This is a genomic window from Vibrio inusitatus, assembly GCA_024346935.1.
Lineage (GTDB): Bacteria > Pseudomonadota > Gammaproteobacteria > Enterobacterales > Vibrionaceae > Vibrio > Vibrio inusitatus.
Window position 1 is genome coordinate 249,108 of sequence record AP024878.1, and the last position, 14,795, is coordinate 263,902.

At 43.5% G+C, this 14,795-nt stretch carries 11 protein-coding genes and 1 rRNA gene; 11 read left to right on the forward strand and 1 reads right to left on the reverse strand.

The window, feature by feature from the left end; translation table 11 throughout:
* Positions 1 to 27: 27 nt before the first annotated feature.
* The gene (locus tag OCU48_RS01220; protein WP_141347265.1) at positions 28 to 750 is read right to left on the reverse strand and encodes a DUF481 domain-containing protein; all 723 of its coding nucleotides are present in this window, start codon (positions 748 to 750) and stop codon (positions 28 to 30) included.
* 271 nt (positions 751 to 1,021) lie between these two features.
* Between OCU48_RS01220 and OCU48_RS01225 the strand changes: the two genes are divergently transcribed.
* The 11 genes from OCU48_RS01225 (at position 1,022) to OCU48_RS01275 (ending at position 14,624) form a co-directional block, all read left to right on the forward strand.
* Positions 1,022 to 2,422 (forward strand): replicative DNA helicase, encoded by a 1,401-nt coding sequence (locus OCU48_RS01225; protein ID WP_141347266.1) that lies wholly within the window; start codon positions 1,022 to 1,024, stop codon positions 2,420 to 2,422.
* A gap of 8 nt (positions 2,423 to 2,430) precedes the next feature.
* Positions 2,431 to 3,525: an alanine racemase gene (gene alr, locus OCU48_RS01230; RefSeq protein ID WP_141347267.1), complete on the forward strand. Its 1,095-nt coding sequence runs from the start codon at positions 2,431 to 2,433 to the stop codon at positions 3,523 to 3,525.
* Between the two features lie 217 nt (positions 3,526 to 3,742).
* The gene (pgi, locus tag OCU48_RS01235; RefSeq protein WP_141347268.1) at positions 3,743 to 5,395 is read left to right on the forward strand and encodes a glucose-6-phosphate isomerase; all 1,653 of its coding nucleotides are present in this window, start codon (positions 3,743 to 3,745) and stop codon (positions 5,393 to 5,395) included.
* A 121-nt stretch (positions 5,396 to 5,516) separates the two neighbouring features.
* Entirely contained in the window at positions 5,517 to 6,497 is a 981-nt protein-coding gene (gene dusA / locus OCU48_RS01240; RefSeq protein WP_141347269.1) for a tRNA dihydrouridine(20/20a) synthase DusA, read from the forward strand.
* 199 nt (positions 6,498 to 6,696) lie between these two features.
* Positions 6,697 to 6,903, forward strand: a complete 207-nt coding sequence (locus OCU48_RS01245; RefSeq protein ID WP_141347270.1) for an envelope stress response protein PspG — start codon at positions 6,697 to 6,699, stop codon at positions 6,901 to 6,903.
* An 83-nt stretch (positions 6,904 to 6,986) separates the two neighbouring features.
* Entirely contained in the window at positions 6,987 to 7,646 is a 660-nt protein-coding gene (locus OCU48_RS01250; protein WP_141347271.1) for a TIGR04219 family outer membrane beta-barrel protein, read from the forward strand.
* Between the two features lie 139 nt (positions 7,647 to 7,785).
* Entirely contained in the window at positions 7,786 to 8,016 is a 231-nt protein-coding gene (locus OCU48_RS01255; RefSeq protein ID WP_141347272.1) for a thymidylate kinase, read from the forward strand.
* 112 nt (positions 8,017 to 8,128) lie between these two features.
* The gene (locus OCU48_RS01260) at positions 8,129 to 9,934 is read left to right on the forward strand and encodes an assimilatory sulfite reductase (NADPH) flavoprotein subunit (protein WP_141347273.1); all 1,806 of its coding nucleotides are present in this window, start codon (positions 8,129 to 8,131) and stop codon (positions 9,932 to 9,934) included.
* The gene (cysI, locus tag OCU48_RS01265) at positions 9,934 to 11,649 is read left to right on the forward strand and encodes an assimilatory sulfite reductase (NADPH) hemoprotein subunit (RefSeq protein ID WP_141347274.1); all 1,716 of its coding nucleotides are present in this window, start codon (positions 9,934 to 9,936) and stop codon (positions 11,647 to 11,649) included. The genes OCU48_RS01260 and cysI overlap by 1 nt, the downstream gene beginning before the upstream one ends.
* Positions 11,642 to 12,415, forward strand: a complete 774-nt coding sequence (locus OCU48_RS01270) for a phosphoadenylyl-sulfate reductase (RefSeq protein ID WP_141347275.1) — start codon at positions 11,642 to 11,644, stop codon at positions 12,413 to 12,415. Before cysI ends, OCU48_RS01270 begins: the two co-directional genes overlap by 8 nt.
* Positions 12,416 to 13,071: 656 nt before the next feature.
* Positions 13,072 to 14,624, forward strand: a 16S ribosomal RNA gene (locus OCU48_RS01275).
* The last annotated feature ends 171 nt before the right edge of the window (positions 14,625 to 14,795 follow it).

The following is a 14,795-nucleotide window of genomic DNA, read 5'->3' on the forward strand; positions in this document are numbered from 1 at the left end:
TTTTTTTTATCTAAAATATGGGGATAGCTAAAAAAGGAACAATAAGTTTACCGACAGTATAGAGTCTGTATTACTCAATCCATTTGGAACCTTATTGTGATATTGGCGGTTATGTACCAATTTAAGCGCTATATCAGCGGTGATTTCATTGATTACTGAAATCTCTGTATCGGTACGGGTATTACTTTCACCAGCAACCACAGTCAGTTTTCCACCAATCGACAATGTTTTAATGGGCTTCCAAGTCGCAGCCAAGTTGCCACGAATGATCGCCTCTTTAACGACGTCAGGAAAAACAATGTCATCATCATCGATCTCATCAAGGTTGGGTTCTTGATAGCGATAGCCGGGACCTAGTTCGCCTTCTATTAGCCAATGTTTACTGTTAGTTAACTGATAACCTAGACCAGCAGATATGGTGTAATCTGTATAGTAAGCGCTGTATTTCGAGTCATAGCCACTAAAACTTGAATATGCATAGCTCTTGGAGCCTAACTTATAATCCGCTTGAAGGTCGTAGGTTGATTGACGTTTATCTTCTTCCCCGTCTTTGTATAACAGGTAATATTTCCATTCGCCGGTTGCACGATAGCGGTTCTTGGTGTATTCGCCACTGAGTCGAGCGTTTAGCGATTCAGAATCTGAATTTCCAGAGTGAGCCTGATAACCAAATTCTACTTCGCTCTTGAAGGGGGAAGGGCTCTCGATATCCGTATCAGTAAGCTCTTCCGCATGGAGCACTGAGCACATCAGAGACCCCAGACAAAATAGCAGTTTTTTCGACACGAAATACCTCTAGCATAAAATAGCGCTGGCGCATTGTACCCCAACTTATTGATTAAGCGTCAAGCTTAGGTAAAAATTATACAATGGGTGTCCACTCAACTTCAAACCTGTCACTCTTTAGACAACGTCAATAAGTGGTTAGTTTTTATGATGATATCTATTAAAGATAATTTTCTAAACACATCATCATTAGCATTGGTATAATGCAAATAACAGCAAGTCACTGAGCACATTCATGGTAGATCAACGAACAAACACAAAACAAGATTCCCAAGTCGATGCAATCAAAGCGCCTCCACATTCATTAGAGGCTGAGCAGTCGGTAATTGGTGGATTATTGCTGGATAATGAGCGTTGGGATACAGTTGCCGAAAAAGTGATGGCAACAGACTTTTATAGTCGCCCACATAGATTGATCTTTGAAGCGGTAATAACTCTTCTTGAAGACAGCCAACCACTTGATTTAATTACGCTATCCGAATTCTTAGAGCGTCGAGAGCAACTTGAAGATGTAGGTGGATTTGCTTATCTCGCTGACCTTGTAAAGAACACACCGAGTGCGGCAAACATCAATGCGTATGCGGAGATAGTGGCAGAGCGGGCCGTCGTTCGAAATCTTATTGGTGTTGCTAATGAAATTGCAGATGCAGGTTATGATCCACAAGGTCGTTCATCCAGTGATCTTGTCGACTTTGCTGAGAGTAAGGTCTTTGCGATTGCAGAGGAGCGAAGTAGTGAAAAAGATGGTCCGCAGAACGTAGATAACATTCTTGAGAAAACGCTGGAGCGCATTGAGGAGTTATACAAAACTCCGCAAGATGGTGTAACCGGTGTGGATTCTGGCTTTAATGACCTAAACAAGAAAACAGCAGGTCTTCAACCTTCTGATCTAATAATCGTTGCAGCTCGTCCATCTATGGGTAAAACCACATTTGCAATGAACCTGTGTGAAAACGCAGCGATGAGCTCCGATAAGCCGGTTTTAATCTTCTCCCTAGAGATGCCCTCAGAACAGATTATGATGAGGATGCTTGCCTCTTTATCTCGTGTTGACCAAACGAAGATTCGTACTGGTCAGTTAGACGATGAAGACTGGGCTCGTATTTCATCTACGATGGGCATTCTGATGCAAAAGAAGAATATGTTCATTGATGATAGTTCTGGTCTAACACCAACAGAATTACGCTCTCGTGCAAGACGAATCGCCCGTGATAATGGAGGATTAAGTCTTATCATGGTCGATTATCTGCAGTTAATGCGTGTACCTGGTATGCAAGATAATCGTACTTTAGAGATATCTGAAATATCACGTTCCTTGAAAGCACTAGCGAAAGAACTGCAAGTACCGGTTGTCGCGCTTTCTCAGCTCAACCGTTCTTTGGAACAACGTGCTGATAAACGTCCGATCAACTCAGATCTTCGTGAATCAGGTGCGATCGAGCAGGATGCCGATTTGATCATGTTTATTTACCGAGATGAAGTTTACAACCCAGACAGTTCCATGAAAGGAACCGCAGAGATCATTCTTGGTAAGCAGCGTAACGGCCCAATCGGTTCTGTCCGTTTAACATTCCAAGGACAGTTCTCTCGTTTTGATAACTATGCAGGTCCAGCATTCGATTATGATGACGAGTAGGAAGCGGTATGAGTAGATTAAAAGCTGCTGTAGCATCAATTAATACAGATGCTCTTTGCCACAATATAGAATTACTGCATAAGCAAGCGCCTAACAGTCGTTTGCTCGCGGTTGTTAAGGCCAATGGTTATGGACATGGCTTAATAGAAGTGGCCAAACACGCCGAAGGTGCCGATGCCTTTGGTGTGGCTCGCATAGAAGAAGCATTGCAACTTCGCGCCGGTGGTATTGTTAAACCTGTATTGTTACTCGAAGGATTTTACTCGGCGAGTGATTTACCTATCTTAGTCGCCAATAACATACAAACCGTGGTGCATTGCGAAGAGCAACTAGACGCTCTAGAACAAGCAGAACTGGAAAGTCCTGTTGTTGTGTGGTTGAAAATGGATACAGGAATGCACCGTTTAGGTGTGCGTCCTGAACATTATGATGAGTATATTCAACGCCTACATAACTGCAAAAATGTAGCTCACCCTTTGCGTTATATGAGTCACTTTGGCTGCGCAGACGAACTAGATAATCCAATCACTTCGCAACAAATTGAGCTTTTTAAAAATACGACGGCTAATTGCACGGGTGAGCGCTCAATTGCTGCTTCTTCGGGCATATTGTCTCGCAGTGATAGCCATTTTGAGTGGGTACGACCTGGCATAATCATGTATGGGGTGTCTCCGTTCAGTGACAACGATGCACAGCAGTTAGGCTATCGCCCAGTCATGACTTTGCGTTCACACCTTATTGCGGTTAACGAACTTAAGGCTGGTGAAAGCGTAGGATATGGTGCAAATTGGACTTCAGAACGAGATACTAAAATCGGTGTGATAGCGGTCGGGTATGGTGATGGTTACCCTCGTATGGCACCAAATGGCACACCTGTCTTGGTCAACAACCGCAAGGTTCCATTAGTTGGAAGAGTATCGATGGATATGCTGACCGTGGACCTTGGGCCTGATGCAAGCGATAAGGTCGGTGATCCTTCCGTGCTTTGGGGAGAGGCTTTACCCGTAGAGGAAGTAGCAAGGTATGTAGGAACTATTGGCTATGAGTTAGTGACAAAACTCACCTCACGAGTGATACCTGTTTACACTAAAGACAGCATTTAGCAGATTAAAATGTGAACTGAGTCAATAACTGCGTGAAACGCTTCAGTGATAATCCCAAATCGACCCCAGAACACGGTACATTAGAACAAATTATTTGAAGTGGTGGTGCGGAACAATGCACGGCCACTAGAACCAGTATCAGGGGCGTTTAACAATTGAGTGGCTTGTCTGCCCTTTGTTGAGCACAACTTAAAATTAGAAATAATGGGAACTCACAATGTTGAAAAACATCAATCCGACGCATACCGATGCTTGGAAAGCCTTAACTGCTCACTTTGAATCAGCTCAAGATATGGAGATGAAAGATCTCTTTGCACAAGACTCAGAGCGTTTTGATAACTTCTCTAAAAAATTCGGCGACGACATCCTAGTCGACTATTCAAAGAACTTAGTGAACAACGAGACGATGAAGCACCTGTTTGATCTTGCTAAACAAACAGAACTGAAGTCTGCGATCGACGCAATGTTCTCTGGCGAGACCATCAACAAGACGGAAGGACGTTCAGTTCTTCATACTGCACTTCGTAACCGCAGCAATACGCCAGTAGTGGTTAATGGCGAAGATGTAATGCCAGCAGTGAACGCTGTACTTGAAAAGATTAAATCTTTTACTGATCGCGTTATTGATGGTGAGTGGAAAGGGTACACAGGCAAAGCTATCACTGATGTAGTGAACATCGGTATCGGTGGCTCTGATCTAGGTCCATTCATGGTGACTGAGGCATTAGCCCCATACAAGAATCACCTAAACCTGCACTTCGTTTCTAACGTTGATGGCACACACATTGCTGAAACTCTTAAGAAAGTGAACCCAGAAACAACATTGTTCTTGGTGGCTTCTAAGACGTTCACTACTCAAGAAACAATGACTAACGCACACAGTGCGCGTGATTGGTTCCTTGCTGAAGCACAAGATGAAGCACACGTAGCTAAGCACTTCGCTGCTCTTTCTACCAATGGCGAAGCAGTGTCAGAGTTTGGTATTGATACTGATAACATGTTTGAGTTCTGGGACTGGGTTGGTGGCCGTTACTCCTTATGGTCTGCAATCGGTCTTTCTATTGCATTAGGTGTAGGCTACGACAACTTTGTTGAGCTCCTTGCGGGTGCTCACGAGATGGATAACCATTTCAAGTCAACAGACCTTGAGAACAACATTCCAACAATTCTTGCGCTTATTGGAATTTGGTACAACAACTTCCACGGTGCTGAGTCTGAGACGATTCTTCCATACGACCAATACATGCACCGTTTTGCTGCTTACTTCCAGCAAGGCAACATGGAATCAAACGGTAAGTACACTGACCGTAATGGCGATGCTGTTGATTACCAAACTGGTCCAATTATTTGGGGTGAACCAGGTACTAACGGTCAACACGCGTTCTACCAGTTGATCCACCAAGGAACTAAACTGATTCCGTGTGATTTCATTGCACCAGCAATCAGCCACAACCCAACGGGTGACCACCACCAGAAACTAATGTCGAACTTCTTTGCTCAGACAGAAGCATTGGCGTTTGGTAAGTCTCGTGAAGTGGTTGAAGCTGAGCTTGTAGCCGCGGGTAAATCTGCACAAGAAGTGGCTGAACTAGCACCATTTAAAGTATTTGAAGGCAACCGCCCAACAAACTCTATCCTTGTGAAGCAAATTACTCCGCGCACGCTGGGTAACCTAATTGCAATGTACGAGCACAAGATCTTCGTTCAAGGTGTTATTTGGAACATCTTTACCTTTGATCAGTGGGGCGTGGAGCTAGGTAAACAACTAGCAAACCAAATCCTTCCTGAGCTAGCTGACGGCTCTGCAGTTGATTCGCATGATAGCTCTACTAACGGTTTGATTAACGCATTTAAACAATACAAAGCGTAATTTATCTAACGTTATATAAGACCAGCTTTAGTGCTGGTCTTTTTTATGCCTGTAATAAACTGGTCTATTTTATAGACAGGATGTAGAATACGGCCTCATTTTTATTCGTGGATTGAACCTTATGTACCCATCTTCTAGACTCTCTGTCGCTCCAATGCTTGATTGGACGGATCGTCATTGTCGATATTTTCACAGGTTGCTATCGCAAAACACTTTGTTGTATACCGAGATGATAACAACGGGTGCGATTATTCATGGTAAGGGTGACTTTCTACGTTTTAACGAACAAGAGCATCCAATTTCTCTGCAACTTGGCGGATCAAACGTAAAAGATCTAGCGCACTGTGCAAAACTGGCAGAAGAGCGCGGTTATGATGAAGTGAACCTTAATGTCGGTTGTCCATCTGATAGAGTCCAAAATGGTCGGTTTGGCGCTTGCCTAATGGCTGAACCACAATTGGTTGCGGATTGCATTGCCGAAATGAAATCTGTAGTCGATATTCCAGTGACAGTAAAAACTCGTATTGGTATCGACGATCAAGATTCGTATGAGTTTTTGACGGACTTTGTTTCTACAGTTAATGAGAAGGGTGGCTGTGAGCACTTTACTATTCATGCGCGTAAAGCGTGGCTGAGTGGACTTAGCCCGAAAGAAAATCGCGAGATCCCGCCATTGGATTATCCTCGTGCTTATCAGATTAAGAAAGATTTCCCTCATTTAGATATTGCTGTTAACGGTGGTGTGAAAACCTTAGAAGAAACGTTAGAGCATCTTGAGTATCTTGATGGCGTGATGATTGGTCGAGAAGCTTATCAAAATCCATACCTGTTAGCAGAAGTGGACCAGCGTATATTTGGTCAAGACAAGCCGGTTATTAAGCGCAGTGAAGTGGTTGAGCTTATGTACCCATACATCGAACAACAACTTTCGGAAGGCGCTTACCTAGGGCATATCACTCGTCACATGCTAGGATTATTCCAAAGCATGCCTGGCGCACGCCAATGGCGACGTTATATCAGTGAAAATGCACATAAGCCGGGTTCTGGTATTGAGGTGGTTGAGGCTGCATTGGCTAAAATCCCTAAAGAGCTAGGTGTGTAAAACTCACCATTAACTGGTTATTTTCACTACATTCAATTCATCCAAGGGCCTTTACATACAGTGAAGGCCTTTTTTATTAACTTTAATCAGGGGCTTAGCATCCAATGCAAGGTTGGCACTGTACTTGCTTTCTAACTGTAATCATGGGGTTTAAACACGATGTTACCCCTACTTATTAATCTGTAGTTGGAGAGTATCTATGTTTGAGCTACTTATGTTGTTGATGTTCTTTGGTGTATTTTTCTTTACGGGTCTGACTTTCTTTGGCCTATTAATGGCATTTTTTGTCGTATTTGCATTCAGCCTAGTGCTAGGTTTACTGGGAGTCGCACTTAAGTTCTTGCCTTATATTCTACTTGCAGTTGTGATCTACTGGGTGCTTAAGCGTACAAGTGCATGTTCATGATGTTAGTTATTGATTTAACTAAGGTGTATGTATGCTAGTATCTGCTCATAAAGTAACGAATTTAGTTTTCTTGGGAGTGGAAAATGAACAAATGCACTTTAATTGCGGTCGTAGGAGCCAGTGCATTAGCAAGTTCTTGGTCGGTGCAGGCAAAAGTCGCTGAACCAGGTGTTCATGGTAAAGTTACTGCAGACATGTTCTGGGGTAGCACTAAGATCAGAGAAACTCGTCAAGAAGATGATGAGATTCCGGTTCTTGCTGCGCAAATTGAGCACGATGTGCCTTATTTGCCTAACTTTAGAATCCGTTATACTGCGTTAGATACCCAATACATTGCTCATGATAAGTTCGATTACACTTTCTATTATCGACCTTTGAGAACTGAAAATCTTGAGTTGGATCTTGGCTTCACTTTGACTGACTATCGCAATAGTTTCTATGAAGATACCGATACAGGTGAAAGTGGTGATTTTGATGGCATTATCTTTAGTTGGTATGCCAATGCATTAATCGCTGTTCCTAATACAAACCTAGCGGTCATCGGTGAGTTTGATTTTGGTGAAACATCTGATATTAAATCAGCCGACTTAACAGCTGGTTTACAATACACCTTCGACCTAGATTCAGTTGATTTGGTTGTACGCGGTGGTTATCGTGTGTTGGACTACACCTTTAAAGAGTTCGATAGTAAAGCCTATGGCTTTGTCGACGGCTGGTTTGTTGGCGGACAAGTCGCTTTTTAAAGTACCTATTAGAATGATAAAGCCCATCTCCGGATGGGTTTTTTATTGCCTATCGTTTTGTAATTGATAGCTGTTCTCAATTCGCATTTTTGCGCGTTTGGTCCATCATTAGTAGAGTTGAATAGGAGCAAGCGGTTATATGACAATCAATGAACTTCGTGTGTTATATCGCTCTGAGCGTTTGGTGGAAGCAATCGTAGAACAAGCTGATCAAGATGGCTTATGGGTGGTAGAGTTTAGAGACAGTCGTGGCGGAATACTTGCTCTTACTGATCCGCAAGGAGAACAGCGCTATTACAATGACTTAGATTCGGCCTCTAAGAGTGCGATGGCTGTTGGGTTTAGCCAAGTGAGAGTTGAAGTCTTGTAGGTAAAATACTTTTTCATTCCTTTTGATTATTAAACATACCCCTTTATTCTTTATTGCTATTACAAATAGTAGGTAATCTTATGGTCACGTAATATACAGGGATAACGTGACCATGTTGCTTAAGGAACTTTCTGGCTTTGCTACTCCGTTGAGTGATAACCAAGCCAATCAACTAAAACAGGCCGCCGCCGAATTATCGCCACAACAGTTGGCTTGGGTTAGTGGCTATTTCTATGGCATCAGCCAAAACCACTCTTTAGCTTCGGTTCCAGATACTGCACCTGCTGTAGCGACAGCCTCTCAGCTTTCGATCATCTTTGCTTCGCAAACAGGTAATGCCAAAGGTGTCGCTAAGCAATTGCATGCCAAGGTTGTAGAGGAGGGATATCAAGCCAAACTATACGATGCAGCAGATTACAAACTAAAGAACTTAAAAAATGAAACGCATATCGTAATTGTGGCTTCTACCAATGGTGAGGGTGAAGTTCCAGACAATGCGATTGAATTTTATGATTACCTCAGCTCCAAGAAAGCGCCAAAGCTAGATAAGTTGCAATATGCCGTTGTGGGGCTGGGGGATTCTAGCTATGAATTCTTTTGCCAAACGGGTAAAGATTTTGATACTGCATTAAACAAACTCGGAGCGACAGCCTTTCTCGATAGAATTGATTGTGATGTGGATTACGAGTCTCCTGTCGCTGCGTGGCAATCACAAGCACTAAGTAAAGTTGCTGAGTTGTTCAAAGATAACTCAGCAGGAGCAGAAAGTGCAGTAGTTCAATTGCCTTTGGCTGCAAGCCAATCTCAATACACTAAGCAAAACCCTTATACCGCTACTTTGCTTACCAATCAAAAAATTACCGGTCGAGACTCTACAAAAGATGTCAGACACATCGAAATTGATTTGGAAAAATCGGGCATTACATACCAACCTGGCGATGCACTAGGTGTTTGGTACAAAAACGACCTACAGCTGGTGGACTCTATCTTAGCACTCGTTTCTATTGATAAAGACGAGCAAGTGGAGGTCGGTGGTGAAGCACTATCTATAAAGCAGGCTCTCGTAGAACATTTTGAAGTCACTGCCTCTAATCCTCAATTTGTTTCTCAATATGCAGAGACGTCGGGGAGTAAGAGACTCCTCAAACTTACAGAAGATAAAAGCAAGCTACGAGAATATGCTGCCCGCACACAAGTGATGGACGTGTTAGCTGAGAAGAGAACAAAGCTAAGTGCCACAGAGCTATTAGCAATGCTACGACGCCTAACTCCTCGCCTATATTCCATCTCATCTTCACAAGCAGAAGTGGATGAAGAGGTTCATTTAACTGTAGGTGTTGTCGAGTACGAAACCAATAAGGGCCAAAGAGTCGGTGGTGCTTCAGGTTTCTTATCTCACGCACTTGAAGAAGGTGAAGACGTTAAAGTGTTCATTGAACATAACAACAATTTCAAACTACCCACCGATGACAACACTCCAGTGATCATGATTGGTCCAGGAACAGGTATTGCTCCGTTTAGAAGCTTCTTGCAAGAGCGTGATGCCAGAGAAGCGGAAGGCAAAAACTGGTTGTTCTTTGGTGATCGTACCTTTACTCAAGACTTTTTATATCAGCTTGAATTCCAGCGTTATCTCAAAGATGGCTTATTGAGTCGTTTAGATGTGGCTTTTAGTAGAGACGGAGCAAATAAGGTCTACGTTCAAGACAAACTTAAGCAGAATGCTCAGCAGGTTTGGCAATGGCTACAAGACGGAGCCTATCTCTATATTTGTGGAGATGCTGAACGAATGGCCAAAGATGTGCAGTCAACATTATTGGAAATCGCCCAACAAGAAGGTGGGCTAAACCCAGAAAGCGCAGAAGAGTGGTTAAAAGACCTCCGTAAACAGAAAAGATATCAAAGGGACGTGTACTAATGGAAAAGCAAGTTGTATTGGGTGAAGAACTAGGCCCACTTTCTGACAATGAAAGACTTAAACGAGAAAGTAACTTTTTGCGCGGTACCATTACCAACGACCTCGATAATGAGATTACGGGTGGGTTCGATGCAGATAACTTCCAGCTGATTCGTTTTCATGGGATGTATCAACAAGATGATAGAGACTATAGAAACGAGCGAGCTAAGCAAAAACTAGAACCGCTACACAATGTAATGTTAAGAGCGCGTATGCCTGGGGGGGTAATTACCCCGAAGCAATGGTTAGCCATCGATAAGTTTGCTACCGAAAGTACTATGTATGGCAGTATTCGTCTTACGACTCGTCAAACCTTTCAATTTCATGGAGTGTTAAAACCAAATGTTAAGCTGATGCACCAAACGCTAAATGCTATTGGAATTGACTCAATCGCTACGGCTGGGGATGTAAACCGTAATGTTCTATGCTCCAGTAACCCAGTTGAAACAGAACTGCATCAGCAAGCCTATGAATGGGCAACCAAGATAAGTGAGCACCTACTCCCTAAAACTAGAGCTTATGCAGAGATATGGTTAGATGGTGAAAAGCTTGAATCTACAGATGAAGAGCCAATTCTAGGCAGTAATTATTTGCCTCGTAAGTTTAAAACAACAGTAGTAGTGCCGCCGGATAATGATGTTGATTTACATGCCAATGATCTCAACTTTGTAGCGATTGCCAAAGACGGAAAACTGGTCGGTTTTAATGTCCTTGTTGGTGGTGGTTTGGCGATGACACATGGTGATACGTCGACCTATCCAAGAAAAGCGGATGAATTTGGTTATATCCCACTAGATAAAACGCTAGATGTTGCCGCTGCGGTAGTATCTACGCAGCGTGACTGGGGTAATCGCTCAAACAGAAAAAATGCGAAGACCAAATATACATTAGACCGAATAGGTATAGAGGTATTCAAACAAGAAGTCGAAAAGCGTGCCGCTGTGAGTTTTGAACCTATACAGCCTTATCAGTTAACTAATAGGGGTGATAAGTTCGGTTGGCTAGAAGGTATTGATGGAAAGCACCACCTAACTTTGTTTATTGAAAATGGAAGATTACTTGATTACCCAGGTAAACCTTTGAAGAGCGGTGTGGCTAACATTGCCAAAATTCATAAAGGGGATTTGCGTATGACTGCAAATCAAAACCTGATAGTGGCCGGCGTAGATGCGAAAGACAAAGAACAGATTGAAAAGATAGCTTTTGAAAGTGGGCTACTAGATCCTGCTACGTCCCAGCAACGAAAAGATTCCATGGCTTGTGTTGCATTTCCTACTTGCCCATTAGCAATGGCAGAAGCAGAGCGATTCCTTCCTCAGTTCGTTACTGATGTTGAAGGGGTACTGGAAAAACACGGACTTAGTAAAGATGAAAGCATTATATTGCGGGTAACCGGGTGCCCTAATGGTTGTGGTCGAGCGATGCTAGCTGAAATTGGTTTAGTAGGTAAAGCGCCGGATAAATACAATTTATACCTTGGTGGCAATAAAGCGGGTACTCGTGTTCCTAATATATATAAAGAGAACATTAGTTCAGGCCAAATATTACAAGATATCGATTCGCTGGTGGCTCGTTGGTCGAATGAGCGTTTACCAGAAGAAGCATTTGGGGACTTTGTCATTAGAGATGGCATCGTAAAAGAAGTCTTAGTATCTAAGAGGGATTTTCATGCTTGAACTTACTCAAAAACCAAACCTGAAAGAGATAGTCAAACTCAATAAGGTAGAGCAGAGTCTAGAGTTGGCTAAACTCAATGCTGAGTTAGAGGATATGACAACCGAGCAAAGAATTGCATGGGCGCTAGAGAATTTGCAACAAAGCCTAGTTCTGTCATCAAGTTTCGGTGCTCAAGCCGCGGTTATGTTGCACCTAGTAACAAGACAAGCACCTAGTATTCCGGTGATACTAACGGATACTGGTTACTTATTTCCTGAAACCTATCAGTTCATAGATGAGTTAACGCTACTTCTGGGGCTCAATCTCAAGATATACCGAAGCTCTTTAAGTCCAGCTTGGCAAGAATCGCGCTTTGGCCAATTGTGGGAAAAGGGCGTAGAAGGTATTACTCAATATAACCAACTGAATAAAGTGGAGCCGATGCGTAGAGCTTTATCTGAGCTCAATGCTGGGACATGGTTTTCAGGCTTGAGAAGAAGTCAGTCTGATTCTAGACAGGGGTTACCGGTTCTCTCAATTCAACATGGTGTATTCAAGTTTCTTCCAATAGTAGATTGGAGCGCTGCACAAGTAGATAGCTATATAGAGGAACATGCTTTGCCTCAGCACCCACTTAAAGAGCAGGGTTATCTGTCAATTGGTGACATTCATACCACTACTAAGTTTGAACAAGGCATGAAAGAAGAAGATACACGATTCTTTGGTCTTAAAAGAGAATGTGGGTTACACGAAGATAATGCAGAGCAAGACGGTTCGGGAATTTAATTTTTTAGACATTCCTCCTTTTGTTGCTGCTCATAAAGAAAAAGAAACCGCTTAGGCGGTTTCTTTTTTATTGTTTGTGGAATGCGAAATCAGTGAAATAAGAATAAGTCTGTGGATAACCTGTACCTAACAAGGGGGTAAAAATAGATAAATAAGCGTTTCACTCAAAAAACGAGCGAAAAGCCTTTTTTATTAAATTTATTGAAAAAAAGCCTTGCCAATGTGACGAGCATCTCTATAATGCGCCTCACTGACACGGCAGAGCGCACAACGCTTCGCAGTAGTTCAGTAGGCTAACTAGCCGAACCATTTGAGTTTAAGTTCGATTCGAAAATAAATTCAAAAAAGTGTTTGACACTGAGGTTCAAATCGCTAGAATGGCCGTCCGCTTTGAGAGGTTCCTCACAAAAGGAATCATCGAAAAGCACGCTCTTTAACAATTTAAACCTATCAATCTGTGTGGGCACTCGTTGATGATAATCGAAAAGATTTATCAATGAACTGAGTGACCAATACAATGATTTTTAATCATTGGCACAGTCAATTCATTATCGTTCTGTTGGAACGATAATAGCTTTAAAATTACTTCTTACTTTCGAGTAAGGAACAGTTTTGAAGTCAGTATTCATTGAGCCGGTCGAAAGACCAAAAAACTTTAATTGAAGAGTTTGATCATGGCTCAGATTGAACGCTGGCGGCAGGCCTAACACATGCAAGTCGAGCGGAAACGACAACATTGACCCTTCGGGTGATTTGTTGGGCGTCGAGCGGCGGACGGGTGAGTAATGCCTGGGAAATTGCCCTGATGTGGGGGATAACTATTGGAAACGATAGCTAATACCGCATAACGTCTACGGACCAAAGAGGGGGACCTTCGGGCCTCTCGCTTCAGGATATGCCCAGGTGGGATTAGCTAGTTGGTGAGGTAATGGCTCACCAAGGCGACGATCCCTAGCTGGTCTGAGAGGATGATCAGCCACACTGGAACTGAGACACGGTCCAGACTCCTACGGGAGGCAGCAGTGGGGAATATTGCACAATGGGCGAAAGCCTGATGCAGCCATGCCGCGTGTATGAAGAAGGCCTTCGGGTTGTAAAGTACTTTCAGTCGTGAGGAAGATATATAAGTTAATAGCTTATGTGTTTGACGTTAGCGACAGAAGAAGCACCGGCTAACTCCGTGCCAGCAGCCGCGGTAATACGGAGGGTGCGAGCGTTAATCGGAATTACTGGGCGTAAAGCGCATGCAGGTGGTTTGTTAAGTCAGATGTGAAAGCCCGGGGCTCAACCTCGGAACCGCATTTGAAACTGGCAGGCTAGAGTACTGTAGAGGGGGGTAGAATTTCAGGTGTAGCGGTGAAATGCGTAGAGATCTGAAGGAATACCAGTGGCGAAGGCGGCCCCCTGGACAGATACTGACACTCAGATGCGAAAGCGTGGGGAGCAAACAGGATTAGATACCCTGGTAGTCCACGCCGTAAACGATGTCTACTTGGAGGTTGTGGCCTTGAGCCGTGGCTTTCGGAGCTAACGCGTTAAGTAGACCGCCTGGGGAGTACGGTCGCAAGATTAAAACTCAAATGAATTGACGGGGGCCCGCACAAGCGGTGGAGCATGTGGTTTAATTCGATGCAACGCGAAGAACCTTACCTACTCTTGACATCCAGAGAACTTTCCAGAGATGGATTGGTGCCTTCGGGAACTCTGAGACAGGTGCTGCATGGCTGTCGTCAGCTCGTGTTGTGAAATGTTGGGTTAAGTCCCGCAACGAGCGCAACCCTTATCCTTGTTTGCCAGCACGTAATGGTGGGAACTCCAGGGAGACTGCCGGTGATAAACCGGAGGAAGGTGGGGACGACGTCAAGTCATCATGGCCCTTACGAGTAGGGCTACACACGTGCTACAATGGCGCATACAGAGGGCAGCCAACCAGCGATGGTGAGCGAATCCCAAAAAGTGCGTCGTAGTCCGGATTGGAGTCTGCAACTCGACTCCATGAAGTCGGAATCGCTAGTAATCGTGAATCAGAATGTCACGGTGAATACGTTCCCGGGCCTTGTACACACCGCCCGTCACACCATGGGAGTGGGCTGCAAAAGAAGTGGGTAGTTTAACCTTCGGGAGGACGCTCACCACTTTGTGGTTCATGACTGGGGTGAAGTCGTAACAAGGTAGCCCTAGGGGAACCTGGGGCTGGATCACCTCCTTATACGATGATTACTCACGATGAGTGTCCACACAGATTGATGGTTTAATTTAGTTAAAGTAATAGAGCTTTAATTAATGACTTCGGTTATTGATTAAAGCTTTTTGCTTTATGCTCTTTAACAATTTGGAAAGCTGACGATAAATAATGTGATTTCATTATTTATCAAATTTA